18 protein-coding genes and 1 tRNA gene are annotated in these 23,546 nt (G+C 44.3%); 10 read left to right on the forward strand and 9 right to left on the reverse strand.

The features are described 5' to 3' along the window. Window positions 1-77 precede the first annotated feature (77 nt). The 5 genes from H8S64_RS00455 (at window position 78) to H8S64_RS00475 (ending at window position 5,683) form a co-directional block, all read left to right on the forward strand. Window positions 78-1,493, forward strand: a complete 1,416-nt coding sequence (locus tag H8S64_RS00455) for a PSP1 domain-containing protein (RefSeq protein ID WP_099290906.1) — start codon at window positions 78-80, stop codon at window positions 1,491-1,493. Beyond that, window positions 1,490-2,314 carry a rhomboid family intramembrane serine protease gene (locus tag H8S64_RS00460; RefSeq protein ID WP_099290907.1) on the forward strand — a complete coding sequence of 275 codons (825 nt, stop codon included), beginning with the start codon at window positions 1,490-1,492 and terminating at the stop codon, window positions 2,312-2,314. The genes H8S64_RS00455 and H8S64_RS00460 overlap by 4 nt, the downstream gene beginning before the upstream one ends. A gap of 12 nt (window positions 2,315-2,326) precedes the next feature. Next, window positions 2,327-3,250 (forward strand): rhomboid family protein, encoded by a 924-nt coding sequence (locus H8S64_RS00465; RefSeq protein WP_186974555.1) that lies wholly within the window; start codon window positions 2,327-2,329, stop codon window positions 3,248-3,250. A gap of 148 nt (window positions 3,251-3,398) precedes the next feature. Next, entirely contained in the window at window positions 3,399-4,424 is a 1,026-nt protein-coding gene (locus H8S64_RS00470) for an endonuclease/exonuclease/phosphatase family protein (protein WP_099290909.1), read from the forward strand. Between the two features lie 137 nt (window positions 4,425-4,561). Beyond that, window positions 4,562-5,683, forward strand: a complete 1,122-nt coding sequence (locus H8S64_RS00475) for an ATP-binding protein (RefSeq protein WP_186974556.1) — start codon at window positions 4,562-4,564, stop codon at window positions 5,681-5,683. 163 nt (window positions 5,684-5,846) lie between these two features. Here the strand turns inward: H8S64_RS00475 and H8S64_RS00480 are convergent, their stop codons facing one another. The 7 genes from H8S64_RS00480 to H8S64_RS00510 all read right to left on the reverse strand — a co-directional run bounded on the left by H8S64_RS00480 (window position 5,847) and on the right by H8S64_RS00510 (window position 15,779). Next, window positions 5,847-7,124: a thioredoxin family protein gene (locus H8S64_RS00480; protein WP_255469365.1), complete on the reverse strand. Its 1,278-nt coding sequence runs from the start codon at window positions 7,122-7,124 to the stop codon at window positions 5,847-5,849. Between the two features lie 47 nt (window positions 7,125-7,171). Continuing rightward, entirely contained in the window at window positions 7,172-7,930 is a 759-nt protein-coding gene (locus tag H8S64_RS00485) for a hypothetical protein (RefSeq protein ID WP_186974557.1), read from the reverse strand. An 11-nt stretch (window positions 7,931-7,941) separates the two neighbouring features. Further along, entirely contained in the window at window positions 7,942-8,610 is a 669-nt protein-coding gene (locus H8S64_RS00490; RefSeq protein ID WP_186974558.1) for a hypothetical protein, read from the reverse strand. Further along, window positions 8,595-10,220 (reverse strand): RagB/SusD family nutrient uptake outer membrane protein, encoded by a 1,626-nt coding sequence (locus H8S64_RS00495; protein WP_186974559.1) that lies wholly within the window; start codon window positions 10,218-10,220, stop codon window positions 8,595-8,597. The genes H8S64_RS00490 and H8S64_RS00495 overlap by 16 nt, the downstream gene beginning before the upstream one ends. 11 nt (window positions 10,221-10,231) lie before the next feature. Next, a complete protein-coding gene (locus H8S64_RS00500) occupies window positions 10,232-13,828 on the reverse strand; it encodes a SusC/RagA family TonB-linked outer membrane protein (RefSeq protein WP_255469366.1) in 3,597 nt (1,198 codons plus the stop codon). A gap of 98 nt (window positions 13,829-13,926) precedes the next feature. Next, window positions 13,927-15,087 (reverse strand): FecR family protein, encoded by a 1,161-nt coding sequence (locus H8S64_RS00505; protein ID WP_186974560.1) that lies wholly within the window; start codon window positions 15,085-15,087, stop codon window positions 13,927-13,929. A 110-nt stretch (window positions 15,088-15,197) separates the two neighbouring features. Next, window positions 15,198-15,779 (reverse strand): RNA polymerase sigma factor, encoded by a 582-nt coding sequence (locus H8S64_RS00510; protein ID WP_099290915.1) that lies wholly within the window; start codon window positions 15,777-15,779, stop codon window positions 15,198-15,200. 695 nt (window positions 15,780-16,474) lie between these two features. On the opposite strand from H8S64_RS00510, the gene H8S64_RS00515 reads away from it, so the two are divergent. Further along, window positions 16,475-16,548 (forward strand) — tRNA-Ala (locus H8S64_RS00515). Window positions 16,549-16,814: 266 nt separating this feature from the next. On the opposite strand, the gene H8S64_RS00520 is transcribed toward H8S64_RS00515, so the two are convergent. Then, window positions 16,815-16,988, reverse strand: coding sequence for a hypothetical protein (locus H8S64_RS00520; protein WP_186974561.1), 174 nt, complete (start codon window positions 16,986-16,988; stop codon window positions 16,815-16,817). Window positions 16,989-18,001: 1,013 nt separating this feature from the next. On the opposite strand from H8S64_RS00520, the gene H8S64_RS00525 reads away from it, so the two are divergent. From H8S64_RS00525 to mutL, 4 genes are read left to right on the forward strand one after another with little or no spacing between them, the layout of a single operon-like run. Beyond that, complete coding sequence (locus H8S64_RS00525) at window positions 18,002-18,712, forward strand: hypothetical protein (RefSeq protein ID WP_186974562.1); 711 nt, start codon at window positions 18,002-18,004, stop codon at window positions 18,710-18,712. Between the two features lie 42 nt (window positions 18,713-18,754). Further along, a complete protein-coding gene (locus H8S64_RS00530; RefSeq protein WP_099290918.1) occupies window positions 18,755-19,843 on the forward strand; it encodes a lysylphosphatidylglycerol synthase transmembrane domain-containing protein in 1,089 nt (362 codons plus the stop codon). A 23-nt stretch (window positions 19,844-19,866) separates the two neighbouring features. After that, window positions 19,867-20,175 carry a hypothetical protein gene (locus tag H8S64_RS00535; RefSeq protein WP_099290919.1) on the forward strand — a complete coding sequence of 103 codons (309 nt, stop codon included), beginning with the start codon at window positions 19,867-19,869 and terminating at the stop codon, window positions 20,173-20,175. A 10-nt stretch (window positions 20,176-20,185) separates the two neighbouring features. Then, the gene (gene mutL, locus H8S64_RS00540) at window positions 20,186-22,069 is read left to right on the forward strand and encodes a DNA mismatch repair endonuclease MutL (protein ID WP_186974563.1); all 1,884 of its coding nucleotides are present in this window, start codon (window positions 20,186-20,188) and stop codon (window positions 22,067-22,069) included. 3 nt (window positions 22,070-22,072) lie between these two features. Here the strand turns inward: mutL and H8S64_RS00545 are convergent, their stop codons facing one another. Next, window positions 22,073-23,425, reverse strand: a complete 1,353-nt coding sequence (locus tag H8S64_RS00545; protein ID WP_186974564.1) for a redoxin family protein — start codon at window positions 23,423-23,425, stop codon at window positions 22,073-22,075. Window positions 23,426-23,546 lie beyond the last annotated feature (121 nt).

Raw genomic sequence — 23,546 nt, forward strand, 5'->3', positions numbered from 1 at the left:
AAAACGAAAATATTTACTCGAAAGACAGAAGTCCACTCATTTTCAATTTTCAATTTTCAATTTTCAATTAATACACTATGAGCGAAATAACTGAAGATAAACAAGAAAACATTGAAAATAAAGATATAAAGCAGCACCCCACGGTTGTTCCGGTAATTGACCATCGCCTGTTGGCAGGGAAACTTACCGTCTACAACTGGATGCAGGACATTCCGGAAGGTTGTACCCCATCCGATATCGTGGAGGTAAGATTCAAAAACACGCGCAAGGGCTTCTTCCTGAACAACAGCAACTTGAAACTGAATATCGGGGACATCGTGGCGGTTGAAGCGGCTCTCGGGCACGATATCGGAATCGTATCGCTCACGGGTGAACTCGTGAAAGAGCAAATGCAGTTGAAAAGGGTTGACTTGGAGCGCAATCCCTTGAAAAAGGTATACCGGAAAGCCAAACCGCACGACATCGAGAAATGGCAACAAGCCATCGCGTTGGAACACGATACCATGATCCGGTCGCGAATCATCGCCGCAGACCTCAATCTTGACATGAAGATCGGGGACGTGGAGTACCAAGGAGACAAGACCAAAGCGATATTCTACTACATTGCCAACGACCGGGTGGATTTCCGGAAGTTAATTAAGATTCTGGCGGAAACATTCCATATCCGCATCGAGATGAAACAGATCGGTGCACGTCAGGAAGCCGGACGTATCGGTGGTATCGGTTCATGCGGGCGTAAACTATGCTGTTCGACCTTTATCACGAATTTCATTTCCGTATCCACATCCGCGGCGAGATATCAGGATATTTCATTGAATCCCCAAAAACTCGCGGGACAATGCGGTAAATTAAAATGCTGTCTTAATTACGAGGTGGATGCCTACATTGACGAACAAAAGGACTTCCCCTCGTCCAATGTATGGTTGAACACGGGCGAAGGTATGCTCTATCACCAGAAAACAGATATTTTCGGACGGAATATGTCCTATTCGTTTGACAAAGAAGGACGCGGCGTGCTGATTAAATTACCCGTGGCACGAGTAAAAGAGATCATCGCCTTGAACAAGAAAGGGATCATTCCGGCGAAAGCACTCGAAATCGACAAGAACGAAGCGGTAAATATCAAATATACCGACGGTGTCGGCGAAGAGAGTTTGAATCGCTTCGACGAGAAGAAGGAACAAAGTGGCAGACGCCGTAATAGAAACAGGAACCGGAGAAATCCTCAAAAAGAAAATAACAACGAGGAAAACAAACCGAGAGAAAAAGACGTAAATGCCTCCGGGGAAAAGACCGAAAAGAAGACTTTGACCAAGAACGAGAACAGACCCGGCAACAGGCAAGACAATCGCCAAGGCAATAATCGTCCGAACAACCGTCAAGGTAACAATCGGAATCCCCGAAGACAAGGAAATAATCAAAATAACAGACCGGAAAACAAAAACAATAATAAACCGGAGAATAAAGAAAACAACAAACCAGCTGAACAATGAACAACTATAGACCATTCGCAGGCATGACTCCCGCAGTAAAGGTTATCATCATTATAAACGTCATCATATTCCTATTGATCAACACGGTAGGACAGAAACTGAATTTAGATTTGGTGAACATACTCGGCATGCACCTGCCGCAATCCCCGGATTTCAAAATATACCAGTATATCACGCACATGTTCACGCAACAGGGGCTCGCGCACCTTTTCTTCAACATGTTTGCCGTATTCATGTTCGGTCGTATTCTTGAATCCGTGTGGGGTACCAAACGATTCGTGATCTACTATTTCGTTACCGGTTTGGGTGCCGCAGCACTCCATTCACTGGTAAGCTGGTACGGGGTTCATAACATGCAGGAACAATTCTATGCCTTTCAAAGCACTCCCGAACCGGGACTGTTGGCCGAGTTCGTCCGGGCGCACGTGAGCAACCCGAAATTCGTGTCATACGCGATGCAGATCGTGGATCAGTGGAACCAATATCCCTCGAACACCCAGTTCGCGCAAATGGGTGAAGAAATATTCAAAAATATCATACAGGCATACCAGAATACTCCTACGATCGGGGCATCCGGTGCCGTATTCGGTATATTGTTAGCGTTCGGAATGTTATTCCCGAACACGGAACTCTTCCTGATGTTCATCCCGATTCCGATCAAGGCAAAATATTTCGTGCTCCTTTACGGTGCAGCCGAATTATTCTTTGGGCTTCAAAATTCAGTAGGGGACAACGTGGCACATTTCGCACACCTCGGTGGTATGTTATTCGGATTCTTCCTGATCCTCTATTGGCGGAAACATAGTAAACGATTTTATTAGAAATAAACGGATATGTATAACAACTCGTATGGATCGAACTTTTCAGAAGGAATTTGGGGCGGGATAAAAAGCTCGTTCAGACAGGGTTCTGCACTGACCAGACTTATCTATATCAATATAGGAGTCTTTATCATCATCAAGTTGATTGCCGTCGTGATCACCTTGACAGGAGGAAAAAATGTCGACGCCATGCTGTTGCCTTACATGGGAGTTCCCGCCCTACCGGAAAATCTTCTCCATACCCCGTGGACCATCATCACCTACATGTTCACCCAGTTCGGATTTATCCATCTACTGTTCAACATGCTATGGTTATACTGGTTCGGGTCTATTTTCCTGAATTATTTCTCCGGCTCGAAACTCACGGGAGTATATCTTTTGGGAGGTATCAGCGGGGCAATCGTGTATATCGCCGCTTATGCCATATTTCCGGCATTCGAGGTCGAACGGTTCTACTCGTGGGCTATCGGGGCTTCAGCCTCCGTCATGGCTATCGTGTTTGCAGTCTGTACCTATCTCCCGAATCACAAGATATACGTCTTCCTGATCGGTCCCGTGAAGTTAATCCATCTGGCCATTTTCACGGCAGTAATTGACCTTATCAGTATCCCGTCGGGAAACGCGGGGGGACATATCGCCCATTTGGGAGGTGCCGTATTCGGCTATTTGTTCACGCTGTCCATGCGTCGCAACTTTGACCTCACGGGCGGTCTTATGTCACTCCTCGACAAACTGGGTAAACTTTTCAGTAAACCGAAAAAGAAAATGCATGTCAAATACAAAAAGAAAGTATCCGATATGAACGACATAGAATACAACGAGTACAAGAAACAAAAGGACAACCGCATCAACGACATTCTGGATAAAATCTCCAAACACGGCTACGAAAGCCTGACAAAAGAAGAAAAAGAGATTTTGTTCAAATCAAAAAATTGAAAACGAGTCAATTTACGATTTATGAATTACGATTTACGATAAAAAAAGCGGTGATTGGCAGAAGGGATACTCAATCTTAAATCATAAATCAAGGAATTAATAGAATTTAAAATCATAAATTAATTTGGTTCGTCTATTTAACACGGTTATGAGGATCATCACGATTGCGGCAATGATCGGCTTGCTGGGAAGCTATACTTCCCCGTATGTAAACCCGAACACGTTTTATCCCTCGTCACTACTGGGACTCGCTTACCATTACCTGTTAATAGCAAATATCATATTATTTCTTTATTGGCTCTTCCGGTGGAAGAAGATTGCCATTCTTTCTTTTTTAGTCATTGCTTCCGGGTACCCGTTTATCACAACTTACTATGCCTTAAACCCCAAAGTAGCACCGGACGCACCCCACGATCTTTCCATCTTGACTTACAACATCCGGCAAATGAACGCGAATAACTGGATGCAGGAAAAAGACGCACCAAAAAAAATCATGGATTACATCAACAACAGCGATGCAGACATCGTGTGTATACAGGAATTTCCCAACCGGGACGCTTCCTTCCAGAAATTTCCGGAATACAAATACCGCTATCGCAACAAGGATGTTGCCTTGATCTCCCGTTATCCTATCATCCATAAAGGAGTAATCAAATTCCCTCCCGGCAATGCCGCCGCTTGTATTTACGCGGACATCGACGTGAAGGGTGACACCGTCCGGGTATACGCCATTCATTTGGAATCCTATCGCCTTGGCAACAAAGAAGAACAAATCTATAAAAACCTGACCAGCGGTAACACGGAAAACGCCACGCAAGGCGTCAAAAAGATATCCTCACGCCTCGTTCACGCGAACCGCAATCGAGCCAACCAAGCCGTTGAAATCAAAGCCCACATGCAACAATCCCCCTACCCCGTGATTATATGCGGCGACTTCAACGACACGCCCCTCTCCTATGCCTACCATACTTTATCCACTGGAATGACCGATAGCTTCAACGAAAAAGGACGTGGCCTCGGGAACACTTATATCGGGGAATTCCCCTCGTTCCGTATTGACCACATCCTGCACACACCATCATTCAAAACAGTATCCTATACCCGGGATACTGTCAGGTATTCAGACCATTACCCCGTGAAAACGAAACTAAAATATGCCCCTTCGCATAGATAAAAGAAAGAAATTATCATGTAATAAAACTTTCGTTATATCATATTTTAACTAAATTCTGTGGTTATAACCGCAGAATTTATATGAATTTTGCGGTTACAACCACAGAATTTCATATATTTGTCCAAAAGAAAGTTTATATGATAAACAGGGAAATCTACAATTCAATACTCGCCGATTTTAAAAGAAAAAAAGTTATTGTACTTCTAGGTGCAAGACAAGTCGGAAAAACAACATTACTGGAAGGGCTATCTTCCAAAGAAAAGAAATGCTTATTCTTAAATTGTGACAACCTTGATGACAAGTTGTTGTTAGAGGAAAAAACATCGACAGAACTCAAGTTATTGTTATCATCTTACGAGATCATTTTTATTGATGAAGCCCAAAGAGTAAAGAATATAGGTCTGACAATTAAAATGATCGGTGATTTAAAACTAGCCGGACAAGTGATTGTTACAGGTTCTTCTTCTCTTGATATGGCAAATGAAATAAATGAACCGGCGACAGGACGTATCATAGAATATCAACTATTCCCATTCTCGTTATCCGAACTTGCAGCTCATACATCCGAAAGAGAAGAACAACGTTTATTGGAACAAAGAATGATTTACGGTCTTTATCCTGAAGTTATTAACGAACCGACCGATGCCAAACGAACTCTAGTAACTCTTGCCAACAATTATCTCTACAAAGACCTTTTCACTTACAAGGGAATGAAGAAGCCTGACATCTTGCAAAAATTAGTCAGGGCTTTAGCATTGCAACTAGGTAGTGAAGTATCATATAACGAATTAAGTAATTTATTAGGAGTGGACAGGGAAACCGTGGAAAACTACATCAATCTCCTTGAAAAATGCTTTGTTGTCTTTAGACTGGATTCATTCAATCGTAACCTTAGAAACGAAATAAAAAAAGGGAAGAAAGTATATTTTTACGATAATGGAATCAGGAATGCTGTCATTTCTAATTTTGCACCATTGGAACTACGGAATGACGTGGGTGCGCTTTGGGAAAATCTAATGATATGCGAAAGAGTAAAACGTAATTCTTATTCCAAAAACTTTGCCATTCCATATTTTTGGCGTACCCATAACCAAAAAGAAATTGATCTAGTAGAAGACCAAGACGGAATACTAACAACCTTCGAATTTAAATGGAACACTAAAAGTAAAACTTCCATACCGAAAATCTTTGCAGAAACTTATCCAAACTCCATTTTCAAAGTGATAACACCAGACAACTTTTGGGAATTTGTCAAATAAACGGGAAAACCGATAGCTTCAACGAAAAAGGACGTGGTCTCGGGAACACTTCATCGGGGAATTCCCCTCGTTCCGTATCGACCACATCCTGCACTCACCATTATTCAAAACCGTATCTTACACCCGGGATACGGTCAAGTATTCAGATAAAGCACACTACTTTCTATAAACCTTCCATATATTGTTTTATCATCCGTTGCATATATTGCATCTGCATCTGGTCAGCAATTCCGGCACTTACCACGAAAGCTTGGTTCAAACATTGCTTGGCTTTCTCCACGTTGTCCGTGTTCTGGAAACATTGAGCCAGTATCACCAAAAAGCGAGTATGCATTTCCGCATCCATATCTTTCTTTTCCAAAGCCTTCGTGATCCAATCAATGGACTTCAGGTAAGCATTCTTTGTCAACTGCCCGTTATAAGCCATCGATAAATCCTCTAACGCCTGCCCGTAATCTCCCGACTCCACTTGATCACCTTTTCCGGCAAAATATTTATCCATGTTTTCGAAAAACTTTGCCTCGTCATGCCGGTACAAATAATAAGTAGCGTCCGCCAGCAGCGTGATAGCATCCAACACGCTCAACGAACCGAACGAGATCTCGGAATACACCGGTTTCAAATCCTTGTTCACCCGATCCAAACGAGCCTTGTAAGCCAAATCGCCTTTCTTACATAACTGAACAATATACCCGTTATTCAAGGCGATCAAGTACCCCGCAACCTCTTCTTTTTTCACCTCCTGAGCGAATTTATCATAATTGGCGGCAACGAAATCGAACACCGGATCCTCTTTAGAAGTCTGCGGATGATATAACATCAATATCTGAAAGTCCTTCTCGTTAATCATGTCCTCCAACTTCTTATTTTTCAAATAAGTTGTGAAAAGGCTCTCGATCCGGGTCGTCCACTTCTGCCGGTCATATTCCTCCTGTGTCGGCAAGAAAAGGGGAGCATCCAATAACAGTTGTTGATGTAAATCCAAATCGTTCTTTTTCTTCTTGAACTTTTCATACAATTGCGTGAAACTCAACTCTTCCCCTCTCGCGATCTTCGCTTCTTTCAGAAGAGCTGCCGCCTCCATGGCTCCCTGTACCCGTCTCAACTCTTTGCCTTCCCCGCTGATAAATACCATCGTGGGTAAAACCTTCACGTCATATTTTTTCGCCACCGCGCTATTCTCCTTTGCCTCCACGTTCACCTGCACGCAAACAAAATGAGCGTTAAAATACTCTCCCACCTCCGGCAACGTGAATATCCGTGTAGCCATCGCCTTGCAAGGTCCGCACCAGTCCGCGTAAAAATCAACGAACAAATCCTTTTTCTCCTCCTTCGCCTTCTTCAAAGCCTCGTCAAAAGAGCCCTTGAACACCACCATCTGGGCGGACAAATTTCCCAGCATCCCGATCAGGAACACTAACATATAAAATAATTTCATCATAAACTCTGATTTAATTTACTAAAGAATCAAATTCAAGATTTATCATACTATTCCTCCAGAATAAACGTAAACGCATCCTCCAAAACCGCACGTTGTCCCTCGTTTTCAACGACAACCGACACGGTATAAGTTCCCGCGGGAGCCTCTACATCAAACGCGACAAACATGATTCCTCCTCCCATGATCGACAGGGATTTACGGAACAACTCCGCGTTTTCCGGTTTTTCGTTCTTTATCTCGCCAATAGAATAAGTCATGGGTTGGGTTCCCAATATTCCCCCTAACGGAGAGGTATTCCACGGTATATTATACTTCAATGTATTCTCCAACTTTGCCACCCCATCCGTAATCTGTGCGGCAGAATCGAAACCCAGTTCCTTTGCTATTCGCTTAAGTTCGTCCCGCTTGTCCCATCTTTCATTCTCTAGTTTTCTAATTTCAGCATTGATACCTTCACGTTCCTCCATTAGCCTGTCATATTCAGCCCGCATCTCATCAGTTGCAGTTCCCGCCTCTATCTCGTAATTAAGATCATACAATATATCATCAATATCATATATTTCATATCGTTTCTCTTCTATCTCCTCTTCTATCGCTTCAAGCCGCTGATTTATAGGACCTGCCTGTTCATTAAATTTTGCCTCATATTCCTTATACTCCACCAGCCGCTCCTCCACATTGTAAAGGAATAGCGTGTCTATCGAATAAACGGCATTATTAGTCTCCAGATATCCCACCTCCACCTTTTCACAAGCAGAAAGGCCGAAGACAAAACCTAACATCAATACATACATAATTCTTTTCATAACACACCTGTTTAAAAGTTTTTGAAGTCGAAATCGTAATTCAAAGCTTGCACAATCCCGTTCGTGGTCTGTATATCCGTTGAAGCGACTACTTCATTTTTACCACCTATCACGTTATGGCTGGCAACAAACAAACTAACGGCTCCGACATCCTGTACATTTTCCCATGTACTTCTCACTGTCCAAAGAAAAAGTTCACCCCGGATACTCTGTAAAGTAGTTCCTTCCCTCTCGTCGTAATCGTTTGAAATTCTCACCCGGTTACCCCTGGGAATATCTTTCAACATCACTCGTTTCGGGACAACCAACTTTTCCAATACATCTTTGCATTTAGCAGCAGAAATATCCGTCACCCGATGCAAGAAATTCGGATCATTTTCCTCCAGATTCTTGTTAATATCCAACATATACCCGCGGATACTGTGATTTGTCAAACCGAAAAAAGTAATCTCTTTGTACTCTCCCGTACCGTCGAAAAGAGATTTTAACCCGGCGTGCTCGATCATAATAATCGTGGAGTCCCAATCATAACCATCCGTGTGAAAATACTCCCACATAGAACAATCATGCTTCCCGTTCGCCAAGCCGCCATCGATATAATTGTACTTCGTGCAGGAACTTCCTAACACGACCATCAGGGCAACAAAGCCCATAAATGAATATCTTAATTTTGATGCCATAACCAATATGTATTTTGTTTCACTGATGTGTTCTCTTCCATAGATTTTCTCGCTACCGGTAAATATAACGCCCCGTTTTTCACGTCTTCATCCGTCAATGCCGCGTACTTGTATGACAGGAAATAACTTTCCCCGTACATATCCGCATACGGGTATTCCTCCCGGTAGTAACCATTTCTCACGATGTCAAAATAACGTTGTCCTTCCCCGAAAAGCTCCCGCTCCCGTTCGTAGAAAATCTCCTTTCGCAGGATTTCCGAGTCCGTACTTCCCGAGTATTTTTCCAATCCCGCACGTTCCCGAACCCGGTCTAAATCCTCCACGGCAGTAGCCATTTTCAAACGTGTCCGGCATTCCGCCCTTAGCAAAATCAAATCCGCCAACCGCCATACCACCCGATCGCCGTCCATCGCCAACAAAGAAGACTCTCCTCCCTCAATAATAGTAGGATTAGTAGAATTAATCACCTTATCCCACTTGTTTAAAAAGGCGTATTGAGAAATAATTTCCACTTCTTCTTCCACGTAATCATCTAACTCCGGGTCATAAACCCAGTCTATACTCGGGAAAGTCACTTCTCCCAAATCTTTCCAGTACACCGCCTTTCGCGTATCGGCAGGATCCGAATAAATATTCTCGACGGTTTCAACCGTTATCTTCGGCACGTAAGCATAATCGAAATCTTCCACGGTAACACCCGTGTAAGGCCAAGCCAATAAAAGTAGCCCCGAATAACGACACTCGAAAAAATTATTCCAATAGCGATCTTCGTCTCGCGAATTTATCGCGATACTAAAAATCGTTTCATCGCTATTACGACCGACACCCAATGCTTTATCTCGCATCTCCCCAATCGTTTCTTCCAGAGCGTAAGAACCGACCTTATTATCGATAACAAGCGAAGCATGCTCTTCCGCTTTTTTCCAGTATTCCTCCTTGCCGTAAAGTCCACCCATCCAGGCATAGATATTGGCTAGCAACGTGTGTACCGTACCTAAACTGGCATACTGTTTCGAGGAAACACTATTTCCGTTAGCATCCGTCAGCTTGTCATGCGTGGGAAGAATCAAGGCTATTTCCGCGCACCGTATCGCTTCCCTCAAAATCGTATCCACGGAACTTTTTGGCACCTCGCTGATCGATTCCGTTCCGGGAGCCAAGGGAACATCCCCCCAGTTACGCGCCAAATCGAAATACATATAGGCTTTTATAAAATTAGCCTGGGCAATCCAGTAATCCGCTCTTTCTTCGGAAATATTTTCAAAACGGAAACGATTTTCTTCAAGCATATTGGTTAGATAAATAGCGTTATATTGCAGGGCCCAATTCTCTTGCCTTTGCATATTAAAAAAGCTATTTTTATCCAATTCCCGGTATCCGTTCCGTTCTGCCAGATCATCACACCTTAAACCCGTGTAGTCGAATGTCCGAGAAATGACATCCCCACATACTCTCTTTTCATAACCGAACATCGCTATCAACGTACTTTCCAGATCTTGTTCACTCTTGAAATAGTTCAGATAAGTAACCGACTTCTCCGACTCCACGTTCAACCAATCATTACATGAGAACAACGGCAAGAGCAATATCATGACAAATATCTTTTTCATATCCATACTCTTTAAAAATTAATGGTTAACCCAACGGTAAACTTTCTCGGCAACGGGTAAGCTTGTAAAGCATCCACACCCGAAGTAATATCCACGGTTTCCGGATCCAAACCGGAATAATTCGTCAACAAAAACAAATTCTCCATCGTCAGGAACAACCGCACACCCGAAAGACCGACCTTCTTGGCTATCCGCTCGTGCAAGTTATATCCCAAGGTGAGTTGTTTCAATCGAATGAAATGCACGTTCTCAATCGCTTCATCATACGTACCAACGTATTGGTTATTCAGAGTCGAGTACAACTGCACGCGAGGAAAATCATGATGCTTGCCATCCGGTCCCGTCCAGACATTATAGTTACGCACGTCCCCAAGTAAAGGACTTCCATCCGTCATTGCCACGTCCGCATTCAAATATTTATACGAATTGATCGTGTGCCGTCCCAAAGAATAAGTGAACAACACGTTCAAATCAAATTGCTTCCACGTGATTTCATTGATAAACCCGCCATGTGCCAAAGGAAGAGGGCTATCCGCGTAATACATATCATCACTACTAATTTTGCCGTCGCCATTCAAATCAAGGATTTTCCGGGTTCCCGGGAAAAAGATAGCGTAAGCCCCTTCAGCCGTCAAAGGCTTGGGTATGCCGTTCGATTCCGTGAAATAACGCGGCACCTCGTCCATGCTATTGTAGAATCCGTCCGTTTTATACACGGATATCCGGTACAATGGTTTTCCCAGCACATTTCCCTGTAAATCGCGGTTATTGGCACTTTTAACAAAGCGATTCCAGTTCCGGGAAATATTGAATTTCATCCTCCATTTCACAGCCGTTTCCCGGAAGAAATCGGCGGTCAATTCCACTTCAAACCCTTGGTTCTCCACGCCTAAATCATTTCTCCACTGGAAATTATGGAAGGAAACATCGGTAGGAAGTTTCATTTGATTCAATTGTCCGGTAGTCTTGCGGTAGTAATAATCGGCAGTCAATTTAACCCGGTAATTGAACAAACTGACATCCAAACCCAAGTCGTACTGATCTGTCTCCTCCCAAGTCAACTTCCTGTTAATAACACCCCCGGAAGCATCCGGCTCAATCCCGAAACTCCCGTTAAAAGAATTCTCACTATCCTTCATCAACCCGTGAGCCAGATAACGCTGTCTGAATTTTTGTCCCGATTTCCCCCAGCTGACACGTACTTTACCGAAACTCAACCAATACAAATTCTTCAAGAAAGGCTCGTCCGAAAAAGCCCACCCCACGGCTACCGACGGGAAAGTCGCCCAACGCACTTTTTCACCGAAAACAGAAGAACCGTCCCGGCGAATTGTCGCCTCAAGCATATATTTCTCCTTGTAATTGTACATGAAGCGACCGAAATAACTGTTCATCCGTTCTTCCTCGAAATCCGAAGAGTAAGTATACGCGGAACCATACATCGGCTCCTGTTTATCCTTAAGTGCAGGATCAACCAGATTCACCAAACCATTATTATCCCCCCATTGCCCTTGCACGTATTGCACGAAATCATTCGGCCCATTACGACCGGAACCGGCGTTTGAATAAGCTTGATCTTTCTGGAACGATAACCCCAGTAATATGCCAAAATTATGATTCTGTCTAAGCGTAAAACTATAATTTAACAAGTTTTCATTCAAAATCGACAAATTACGACCGATATTCCCGTCCGATACAGACCAATGATAATACTTATCCAAGGCACTCGGCTGGAACTGGTTCAAATTTTCCTGGCTATAGTCCACGCTACCCGAAATCTTCAAATTCAAATTACGAATAATTTCATAGCTCAACACCATCCCGTAACGAGCACCATACCCGTGATTTTTCTGGGAAACGGAATTCAATCTCTCCAGCATATATTCCTTAATATAAGAACTCCCGGGATACAAAGTCGTCGTTTGCATGGGATTCACGACAATTCCTTCCACCTTTTTGGCAGAAGACGTGTTCCCTCCCCGGCTCCGGTCCGTGTAAGACAGAGAAATCTGGTTATCCAAAGTAAGACGTTCCGTGGGATGAACCGAAACATTCGTCAACACGTTCACCCGCTGGTAATCGCTACCATTCATGATACCTTCTTCCTTGTAATAACCTGCTCCCAGCATATACCGCACCTTTTCCGTTCCCCCGCTTGCCTGAATATTCGCGTTGTACACGTTCGCCGTGCGATAAGTGTACCTCCACCAATCCGTGGAATTGTTATAAAACTCGTTCAAACTATCCTGCAAGAAAAGTGCGGTATTACAATTCCCGTTTGTCCCCCAGAACCAATCATACTCGGGTTGATTGGTTGAAGTTCCCTTAAAATTATAAATCTCCTCGTAAGAAGTGGGTATTTTCCAGTTTCCATCCTTGTCTTGATAGGGGGTAACCGTATTCCGTAACCCGTAAATATTAAACTTACGTTCCAAGTTTCCTCCCGTCTGCGTGGGCGTCTCCGGCAACCATGATGCAGAATAAGAAACGTTTACCGAAAACTTAGCCTGTCCTGAACGTCCTTTTTTCGTGGTAATCAAAATTACCCCGTTACCGGCACGCGACCCGTAAATTGCGGCGGAAGCCGCATCTTTCAACACTTCGATTGACTCGATCATCGACGGGTCTAAGTTCGACAAGGTATTCGTTCCCGTGATCGGGGAAGTAAACGCCTGAATAGGCACCCCGTCTACCACGTAAAGTGGCGTCCCGTATTTCCGATCATCTCCCTCTGCACTACGCTCTCCCTCTTTATCGACAAAAAGAGAATTATACCCCCGAATCGCCACGATTGAACCACCTCCTCCCGGAGCCCCGGACATATTATTCACTTCTACACCTGCCATATGTCCCTGCAACAAACTCTCCAAACTATGCGTCGGCAACTCCTTTATATCGTCCGCCCTCACGGAAGATATCGCACTAATCACCGTCCGTTTCTTCTGTTGCCCGTAAGCGATTACCTGTACTTCATCCAACCCGGCTACATCCTCTTTCAAGATCACCCGGATAGAATCCCGCGTACTTTCCGAGAATGCGATTTGCTGTGTTTTGAAGCCCACGAACGAGAACTCCAGCGTTCCCTTCGTGATCGGCAAATGCAATGCAAACTTACCGTTCTGGGCTGTTGCAGTACCTACCGTAGTTCCCATGAGTTTTACCGTCACGCCCGGCAAAGGCTGTTGCTTCTCGTCCAGAACCACACCCGAAACCAGTAAGCCCTTCTGCCCGGAAGCCGTCATTTGCACGAACGGACGCACGACAACCACGTTTTCCTCGATCTCGAAACGATAATTTTTCCCGAAAACCAAGGGAAGTACATCCTCCAAAGACTTAGCCGTCACGTCCACGGTCACCTTTTGATTCGCATCGACCTCTCGGTTGCTAAAAAGGAAATCTTTACCGGTTTGTTTTCTCAATTCTTTAACGACATCCCCCAGCGGCATATCTTTCACGTGGAGAGTGACCTTGCTATCTTGGGCGTTTACCGGCATCGCCGTCATGCACAAGCCGCAAAACAACAAAACCCAAAACGCTCTCGTCACCCGAAAAGACCGCAAACAGAAACTCCAGGGAGCCTTTTGTTGCATGGTTTGATTTTTTTCCATAACTTTGTATTAATAGTTTAACATCACTAATCCCGAATCCTACTTCGGATTAGTTTCTTGAACAAGACGGTATCTGCGCTAACAGATGCCGTTTTTCCTTATAATGAAGCTGTCACCGTCACCGTGCGACCGGAAACCGTGAAGCAAACATCCGTCGTTTTCTCTATCATATCCAATGTCTGCCGGATAGAATTATCTCTCCAAACCGCTCCCGTGAACTCGTAAGACTTCAACTCCTCGCTCGCCCAGAACACGTGCAAGTCGTACCACCGTTCCAGTTGCAACAATATCTCTTCCAACGGCATTCTTTCAAAATAGAATCGTCCATTAATCCACGTGATATAATCCTCCGGATTTACCTCTCGCACACGGATATTTCCCCCCGACAAAGCCGCCTGTTGACGAGGTTGTAATACAACAGCCGTATCGGACATCATACCCGCAACCTTCACGCTCCCTTCCACCAATGTCGTGAAAATTTGCCCGTTCTCCGGATAAGCATTGATATTAAATTCCGTTCCCAATACCTCTATCATAGCATCCCCGTGCACATCCACCCGGAACGGGCGTGTCGTATCCCGTTGCACCTCAAAATATCCCTCGCCTTTCAAGAATACCTTTCTTTCCCCCGAAGCAAATTCTATCGGAAAACGCAACTCGGAATCAGCATTCAATCGTACCCGACTGCCGTCATTTAACACCAGCGTGTATTCTCCTCCCCTCGGAACGATAATCGTGTGATAAGACAACTTGGGATTCTCAGCCTTCACCGTGTTGTACATCAACGTTCCCAACGTATCTACCGCTAAAGCGCTCCCATCCTCCCGCCGGATCGTGTCCACGTGAGGTTTTGACAACTCCACCTTTGTCCCCCCGTCCAGCACCAAGTAAGCCCCGTGCAGACCGGTAGTGTCCGCGATAGTATTCTCCGCGACAAGTTTCGGCATCTGCCCATCCTCCCGGTACAACAAAAACAATATTCCCAATGCTAACGGAAGCATCAACACGGCGGCATACCTCGCGAAACGAAGTATTTTCCGCTTCCTCGTCTTCTGCCTCAAATCATCCTGTATCTTTTCCCATATCCGCTCGTGATTCGCCTCCAGTCGGGTTTCTCTCAAACGAAGCAATTCCTTTTTCACGTGGGCATATTCATCCTTTCCCAACTCCTTTCGCAGTTCATCCCACCTTACCGCTTCCCCTTTCGTAAGGAAGCGGCGTAGTATATTTTCAATATGAACAGTATTCTCTTCTTTCATTTCTTCATCTTATACCCCATTAACAAGATGAGAAGAAAAAAGGGTGAAAGAAAAAGATATTTTTTTCAGAATAAAATCAAATTATATTTACCTCATCACGATGAACACCTCTATTTCAATAGAATAGTCAAAAGTACAATCAATACTTTTCCCGGAATATTCAAATCGGAACGTAATTTTTTATACCCGAAACGCACTTGGGTCTTTACCGTGTTGATCGAAACACCCAACTGGTCAGCTACCTCCTGATACTTCAACCCTTCCACGCAACTAAGAATAAACATTTCCCGACATTTCTCCGGCAATCGGTCAATCGCTTCCAACAACTGCCGCCGCAATTCTTCCAGTTCATCGTCGTCTTCCCAACAAAATTCATCCTCGTCGGAATGTAAAACCGCCTGCCGATATTTTTCCTCCACTCGCTCACGCACTTTCTGGTTAATGCATATATTTCTTACCGTTCGTTGAAGATAACCGTAAATCGATTCCGAGTAAGACAACTTCTCCCGCATCGTCCAAAAACGCACGAAAGCCTCCTGCACCAAATCTTCCGCCACGTCCTGATCCCGGCAAAAACCCATAGCATAAGCATACAACATATCCACGTACGTTTTAAAAAAATACTCAAACGCACATTTATCACCTTGCTGCATTCGTGAAAAATAATCCCGTTCCTTCTCTACTGTACTCATTTACGCCAATTTTGGAAGGCAAATGTAACAATAATAAGCAAATCACGAAACACATTTCCAAATATAAATACCAATCAACATGTCAAAGAACTTCTCCAATACAAAGATACTACCCGCCTGACCCTTTCTCCAACCATTTTTCATAAAGAGCCCACGTGTTTTCATAAACACCCCCGTTCAAGACATGAACACACCTTCAAGCTACCGATGTCCCGCACAGAATCCGGCCTAATCAGTACACACGCCTACACCACACCCTGAACATTCCCGCATCAAAAACACTCCCAAGCGCCTTTGATGCGGGAGTGATTCGAAAGTGATACGTGTTTGATACGGGAATTCCACGGGTTCTCTTCGGATTCTATCCGAATCCTAATATACCACATAACCCCGCAACCACCTATCAACTAACCGAAAAGAAAAATCCCGAACATAAAGGTCATCTTTCCCCTAAAGTAGGCTCCTTCATTCGATGTTCTACCGTTATTGATCCGCCATAGATATACCCCGAAGCATCTCTACACTGTGTATACAACAAACGCACAACCACATTACAACTCAAGTATTACCCATTTACATCACGACATTAGGCGGAATAAACCAAATGTAAATCAAAAGTTTACTTCACCACCCGGAAAATTCGTATCCAAGAATTTTCTATTTTCAATAATTTATCTATATTTGCATCCGCAAACGGGGAATTAGCTCAGTTGGCTAGAGCGTTTGAATGGCATTCAAAAGGTCGTCGGTTCGATTCCGATATTCTCCACAAACAGGGTTAAAAATACTGAAAATCAACTAATTACACCTTGAGTGCTGTTTTCGGATTTTTCTGTTCTCTTTTTAGGTTTTGGAATGACATTAAAAAAAACAGGAAAAAATGAAAATAAGGATTGCTAAAAAAAACAAGTTGATCGAATCCCAAAAATAGAACGAGGAATCAAAGTGTGTAAAACCAAAGAAGAAAAATACACTCTGGCCGAAAGATTAATCAAAGAGATTACAACTAAATTAAAAATTCCCGTTTCTTATCTATTACTTAGATTGTAAATTCCGTTCTCCCGTTTTCGTGTCAAACATCCATTTCAAGCACTTCATATCCTTTTTCCATTCCGACTCTATCTCTATCGACGCACAATCCAAACATCTCAACAACACGTTTCCTCTACCCGCATTCCCGATCAACCTCTTCCTAATCTTCTTCGCCATAACCTGCAATTGTTCGTAACTCTCGAACTTATCTTCCGGCGAAGTCGACAATACTCCAACACGAACAAAAGCACCGTGTTATTATCTCCCATGCTATCCTCGGTACAACCTGACGGGTACACTGCCGCCAAGATCACACATAATACGATAACTGAATACCAAAAGCGATAAATAAAAAGTGGGGCAGGTCACCATCACGGCCCTACCCCTATAAACTGAAATTTTCAAAAAAAATTGTCACGGAAATTGTAACAATATCTTTATATGTAACGTATGCCCTTACTTGTAAAGAGCCTCCGGTCTCTTTTCTTAAATCGTTTGCTCGATGAAATAAAAAAAGAACGCTAATAGCATACCGGAGGCTAACCCTTCTTATGCAACTAGCGTTCTTTATTTCATTCGAGCACTACAAATATAAGTATTAATTCTTTCGGTTGTAACAAATTGTTGTTATTTTTTTCTACTTTATCGTAAACCACTGTAATAAAATGACATCCTAAAATCAAGAATCAGAGTTCATCCATTATCTTCCAATCAAAGTCACCATAGCCTAACTATACACAAAATTCCATATCATAATAAAAGCATCAACTTCCAACAATGGAATCATGAAAATTAACAATCGTAACAGAAACAAATGATACAAACATCTTTTCTCGGAATTATTGTATCCTCGGGTATCGCGGTAATGACGCAAGATAACACCATTTTGTCGTAAATCAAGCCGCACAGCATACAATTGAGAATATTCTTATCTTGTTTTCAAATTTAATTCTTATATTTGTGACTTCATAAGCCATGATTTTTTTGGTTTAGTTAAACGCCGATCCTCGCACGGGAGAAACCCACACACAATACTTTTCAGTTTCTCCCGTGCATTCTTTTAATATAATACATACCCCCTCGCGCATCTGCTTCCCAATCACCCGTATAGACATATCGACTTGTCTGAATCTAAAATTGGCACAGAATATGCTGCAATTATTTCCCGTAAAACCTAAAACAACAACAAAATGGAAGTTATTGCAGCACGTTCGATGAACGCTCTCTACATGTATCTGGACTTCGCTTTCCTACTTTTCTTGGGTGCAACCCTTGTTTACACCAAAAGACACCTTGCCATTATCGTGGGGTTACTTGCCGGAGTGCTCTATTTTATAGTCGATTATGGCTATTTCTATCTTTATTTGGGTACCCGTTCGGTAGAAGGAGCTGATCCCTTTTGGTTTTTGCTCTGGTTAAGCATGAGTTACGGTTTCACGAACTTCGTGTGGATCTGGCTTTGGCTCGACCGGGATAAAAGGGCTCTCGAATGGTCGATACTCATCATCGCCTCATGGTTCACCTGCTCGCTTCTCAGCCAGAACTTCGGGGGCGGGTTCGCCCCGATATCCATATCGCGGGGAACCGGAGCGTATCACGGTATTATGGCATTAATCCTATTTGTCGGCTACGCCATACTCTGCATACATAATATAAAGACCAAAGACGAAAGCCAAAAAATCAACATCGTCTGGATACTCGCCATTGGCATTCTAGTGCAATTCGCGTGGGAGTTCGTGCTTCTGGTAACGGGTATACGCAATCCCAGCTTCATGACCATTGTAGTAAATTCACTTCTGGAAACCAATCTCGGTTTACCCTACATGTACTTTATCCATCGGGCTGTAAACAAACGTTACCATGAAGATCTGACGAAAAGAACAAATACGCTTGCCGCGTAAAATACAATTTCGTAATTTAGCCAAAAATAAACGAACGAAGTTATGGCACAGGAGAGCACGGAGGAGAACCGGAAACTAACAAAGAAAATCAGGCCTTACAAGATCATATACCCCATCGTCATCGGTTTGGCGGTGGTATCCTACATGCTATACCGGGAATTCGACCCGAAAGCATTCGACATGATCACCTTCACATGGAACACCGTGTTCTGGCTGTTCGTGGCTGTGCTCTGCATGGCAATCCGGGATTTCGGGTACGTGGTACGAATCAAAGTACTTTCGGGCGATAAACTCACGTGGATACAATCACTCCGCGTCATCTTCCTGTGGGAATTTACCTCGGCGGTCACCCCCTCTGCCATCGGGGGAACCAGCCTCGCCATCCTCTTCGTGCACAAGGAAGGTATCGGTGTCGGGAAAAGCTCGGCAATGGTCATGGCAACCTCCTTTCTCGACGAACTGTACTTTATCATCATGTTCCCGATCATCCTTTTATGCGTGAACCATCAAGCCTTGTGGTATATGCCCGACACGACCAAGGCGGTCGCGGACAGCTTGATCGCTTTCGCGGCCATCGGTTACGGGGTGAAATTAGCCTACCTCCTCATATTGAGTTACGGGTTATTCAAAAATCCCCGGGGCCTCAAATGGTTGATCATGAAATTATTCAAATGGCGGATTCTTCGCAAATGGCGTCACGATGCCAACGAGGCGGGAACCGACATTATTCGTAATTCCCGTGAATTGCGAAAGATGCCCTTCTCCTTCTGGTTAAAAACCTTCGGGGCTACATTCTTCTCGTGGACTGCCCGTTACTGGGTTGTGAACGCCATTCTTGTAGCTTTTTGGTTCGGACGCTATGATTGGGCGCAACATTTTCTTATCTTTGCACGACAACTTGTCATGTGGATCATGATGTTGGTCAGCCCTACACCGGGAGGTAGTGGTTTCGCAGAATTTGTTTTCTCCAAGTATCTCGGGGAATTTCTACCGAGCGCGGGAGTTGCCATCGCGATGGCCATTCTCTGGAGACTCATCAGCTACTACCCTTACCTGTTTATAGGAGCGTTTATCGTACCCAAGTGGGTTGCCCGCAGTTTCGGGAAATCCGCCAAGCAAACGAAAAAATAAACAATTAAAGAGGAGAATGAACCATGGGACTATTTAAACAACCGGAATACAGACGCTTCAATCTGAAACCCCGTTACTGGGACCCCGAAGCGGAAGCCCGTAAAGAACGGGAGAAACGTATCCGTGCCGAACTGGGGCTCGCTGAAAACGGAACGGAATACGTCCCCGACGTGCGTGCCGGATTACAACGGGAATTTAATAAAAAGAGAGCTACACGTCCAAAGGCTGGATTAGGATACTCCACACGTTTGTTTCTCATATTAATTATCCTGCTCATGGTTGCTTTTTATCTGGTGACCTACAAGCTGGATGTAATCATGAAATTCTTCTAGGAGCGCAGGTATGGCAGATGTTATTCAATTATTACCCGATTCAGTGGCAAACCAGATTGCCGCAGGAGAAGTCGTGCAACGTCCGGCTTCCGTCGTGAAAGAATTGATGGAAAATTCCATTGACGCAGGAGCGACAAAGGTTCAGGTAATATTAAAGAACGCGGGAAAAGGATTCATTCAAATCATCGACGACGGCAAAGGAATGTCGCCGAGAGATTCCCGTATGGCATTCGAACGACACGCCACCTCCAAAATCTCTTGCGCCCAAGACTTATTTAACATACGCACCATGGGGTTCCGCGGAGAAGCCCTTGCCTCTATCGCTTCGGTGGCAGAAGTGGAATTACGTACCCGTCGGGAAGAAGACGAGCTGGGAACTTATCTTTTTGTCGCCGATTCCGAGTTAAAGAATCAGGAAAGCATCAGTTGTCCCCGCGGAACGAATATGCTCGTGAAAAACTTGTTTTACACGATCCCCGCCCGCCGGAAATTTCTGAAATCGGACAACACCGAATTGCGTAACATCACGACCGAATTTCTGCGGGTAGCCCTTGCCACGCCCGAAGTGGCATTTACCTTGGCAAACAACGGGAATGAAATATATAATCTTCCCGCATCCGGACTACGGCAACGTATCGTGAACGCCTTTGGCAAGGCGATCAATTCTAAACTACTCTCCGTGAATTGCGAAACCGGTATTGTCACCATCAACGGTTTTATCTGCGTGCCGCAACATGCCCGTAAAACTTACGGGGAACAATATTTCTTCGTGAACGACCGCTTCATGAAGCACAACTTCTTCCACAAGGCACTCACGGAAGCCTACGCGGGACTGATCAGCGCAGACATGATCCCCTCGTATTTCTTGTATTTCACGGTAGACCCGTCTATTATAGACGTCAATATACATCCGACCAAAACCGAAATTAAATTTCAGGACGAGAGTGCTATTTTCCAGATTATCCTTGCCAGTGTCAAGGAAGCATTGGGAAAATTCAACGTGATCCCGACCATCGATTTTGACACGGCGGACAAAGTAGACTTCGTGCTACCCGACACCCCAATTGTGCCGAAAGTACCAAAAGTAAGCTATAACCCGAACTATAACCCGTTTAACTACTCCACCTCCATTTCAAAAGAGGATTCGGATTTCGAACAAAAAGCGAGAACGAGCGGAAGCAGCGGGGGCGGTAGCCAACGGGAGTACGAGCACCACCGCAAAGAACAGGTGCCCGCTAATTGGGACGCCCTCTTTGCCGGACTGGAGGATAAACAGGAAGAAATCCAAACCGAAATCCCGGAAATGGCGGAAAAACAGGAAGAGCACGAGGGCGTCATCTCATTCGTGCAAATGAAAGGTCGTTACATCGTGACCCCTGTTCATTCCGGACTCATGTTTATCGATCAGAAACGGGCACACGAACGCATCCTGTTCGAGCGTTACAAGGAAACATTGTCCCACCAAGCCGCGGGAGGACAGAAAAGCCTGTTTCCCGAAACACTGGAATTATCGGCAGAAGATTTCATGCTCGTGAAAGACATTCTCGACGATCTCATGCTTTTAGGATTCGAGCTGGGAGAATTCGGGAAAAATTGTTATGCCATATATTCTACACCTCCCGACTTATCGACCTCACGAGGGAAAGAAGTTCTGATGAGCCTGATCGAGCATTACAAGAACACGGAAGGTTCCATCCGGGACAAGATGCGGGAACGAATCGCTCTCTCTTTGGCAAAAGCCGCCGCACTGGACTATAACACCCCGCTGGACAGACAAGAAATGAGTGATCTTTTTGACAACCTCTTCTCTTGCCGACACCCGAATTACACGGCCGACGGCAAAACTATCATCCACATCCTGAAAAACGAGGATGTGACCCAGTGGTTCAAATAAAAATCACTTGCTACTTTTCAGATAAGCGCGCAATACCTTCGCCGTTTCGGGATTCGATGGACGGGACATATCTGAATCGATAATCCGCCCGTCGGGACTGATCAGTATAAACCGCGGGATCCCCCGTATCATGTAAAAGTCCATAAAGGAACGATCGCTTCCCATGTACAATTGCACCTCGCCCTTCGGGTTCTCTCGTACCCGTTTCTCCCACATGGCACGGTCTTTATCACAGGCAACGGCAATAAACACGATATTCTCGTTCTCGAACTCTTTTTCCAACTTCTCCCAATAAACATTTTCCGCCCGACAGGGTACTCCCCATGTCGCCCACACGTTGATAAAGAGATATTTCCCCCGGAAATCATCCAGTCTGAAAGCCTGCCCCGCCATATCCGTGAACACGAAATTCATAGCCGGCCTACCGGACACGATCTTCATACATCGCTCGTACCCGTCATAGAAACGCTGCCGCATCTTCACGTCTTTCACGTACGTGTCATACGTTCTCAAGATCGTTCCCATGTGTTCGTCCACTCCCGCACCCAACAAATAATTATAAGCGTAATGATCGATCAGAAATTCTATCAACGTACTGTTTGTCAGATTGTGAATCACGTAATCGAATTGTGCCATCACCCGTTTGTAAGCGTCATACTCTTTCAACCGGGAGGTACTGATTACCGAAACCAAAGAAGCCATACCCTCTTGGTATTCTTTCAATACCAACAATTTCTCGTCTTCCTTTATAAACCCTTTGACACTGTCAAGATAGGACGTATCAAGCTGATAATCCTTATTCCCCGTGCTCCACGCGTGATACAACGGATAATTTTCCAACACCGTGTAAGCCGAAAATTTTATCCGGTTACGCTCCATATCCTTGAAAGCCTCGTCAAACTCCATCGTATCCAGATAATAAATCTGTTCTGCCACATGCTCCTTCAGTTGTTGCAAAAACTCTTCCCCATCCAACTCATACTCGAAGGACTTATTCCTCGATTCCAGACTGTTCAAATAAATTGTTTTGGAAGCCCCGGTTCCCTCGAAACGCGTATTTCCTTTCGCGTGGTCTCCGTACACATAAACGACCAATGATTTCCCATCCTCTATAAATAAAGGAATCCGGTCTTTCCCGTACCTCAAAGTAGCATACCCGTTTTCACCCTCTTGCATGACCAATTTGGCATACCCCATCTCGTTCACGTCTATCACACGCTCGCTTCCGTTCATCACTAACTCCGGTTTCATCCCGGAAGTACCGACCAAATTCAACTCCATGACAGTTTTGCGGGTATTACAACACCACATCAAACAAATCATCACCAACAATATACCACCAAATTTACCCATCATCTAGCCTGCCTAGTTTATAATTTGCTAAATTAATAATAACTTCTTTTAACCTCGATTAATATTTAAACTTTAACTTTTTATTAACATTCAACACCTTGTTATTTGTATTAAGTCTAAATAG

This window comes from Butyricimonas hominis, assembly GCF_014287455.1.
Classification (GTDB): Bacteria; Bacteroidota; Bacteroidia; order Bacteroidales; family Marinifilaceae; genus Butyricimonas; species Butyricimonas muris.

Excerpts from the sequence above, each read along its gene's own strand:
- H8S64_RS00455 (WP_099290906.1), top strand. The coding sequence starts at position 78 with ATGAGCGAAATAACTGAAGATAAACAAGAAAACATTGAAAATAAAGAT.
- H8S64_RS00460 (WP_099290907.1), top strand. The coding sequence starts at position 1,490 with ATGAACAACTATAGACCATTCGCAGGCATGACTCCCGCAGTAAAGGTT.
- H8S64_RS00465 (WP_186974555.1), top strand. The coding sequence starts at position 2,327 with ATGTATAACAACTCGTATGGATCGAACTTTTCAGAAGGAATTTGGGGC.
- H8S64_RS00470 (WP_099290909.1), top strand. The coding sequence starts at position 3,399 with ATGAGGATCATCACGATTGCGGCAATGATCGGCTTGCTGGGAAGCTAT.
- H8S64_RS00475 (WP_186974556.1), top strand. The coding sequence starts at position 4,562 with ATGATAAACAGGGAAATCTACAATTCAATACTCGCCGATTTTAAAAGA.
- H8S64_RS00480 (WP_255469365.1), bottom strand. The coding sequence starts at position 7,124 with ATGATGAAATTATTTTATATGTTAGTGTTCCTGATCGGGATGCTGGGA.
- H8S64_RS00485 (WP_186974557.1), bottom strand. The coding sequence starts at position 7,930 with ATGAAAAGAATTATGTATGTATTGATGTTAGGTTTTGTCTTCGGCCTT.
- H8S64_RS00490 (WP_186974558.1), bottom strand. The coding sequence starts at position 8,610 with ATGGCATCAAAATTAAGATATTCATTTATGGGCTTTGTTGCCCTGATG.
- H8S64_RS00495 (WP_186974559.1), bottom strand. The coding sequence starts at position 10,220 with ATGAAAAAGATATTTGTCATGATATTGCTCTTGCCGTTGTTCTCATGT.
- H8S64_RS00500 (WP_255469366.1), bottom strand. The coding sequence starts at position 13,828 with ATGGAAAAAAATCAAACCATGCAACAAAAGGCTCCCTGGAGTTTCTGT.
- H8S64_RS00505 (WP_186974560.1), bottom strand. The coding sequence starts at position 15,087 with ATGAAAGAAGAGAATACTGTTCATATTGAAAATATACTACGCCGCTTC.
- H8S64_RS00510 (WP_099290915.1), bottom strand. The coding sequence starts at position 15,779 with ATGAGTACAGTAGAGAAGGAACGGGATTATTTTTCACGAATGCAGCAA.
- H8S64_RS00520 (WP_186974561.1), bottom strand. The coding sequence starts at position 16,988 with ATGGCGAAGAAGATTAGGAAGAGGTTGATCGGGAATGCGGGTAGAGGA.
- H8S64_RS00525 (WP_186974562.1), top strand. The coding sequence starts at position 18,002 with ATGGAAGTTATTGCAGCACGTTCGATGAACGCTCTCTACATGTATCTG.
- H8S64_RS00530 (WP_099290918.1), top strand. The coding sequence starts at position 18,755 with ATGGCACAGGAGAGCACGGAGGAGAACCGGAAACTAACAAAGAAAATC.
- H8S64_RS00535 (WP_099290919.1), top strand. The coding sequence starts at position 19,867 with ATGGGACTATTTAAACAACCGGAATACAGACGCTTCAATCTGAAACCC.
- mutL (WP_186974563.1), top strand. The coding sequence starts at position 20,186 with ATGGCAGATGTTATTCAATTATTACCCGATTCAGTGGCAAACCAGATT.
- H8S64_RS00545 (WP_186974564.1), bottom strand. The coding sequence starts at position 23,425 with ATGATGGGTAAATTTGGTGGTATATTGTTGGTGATGATTTGTTTGATG.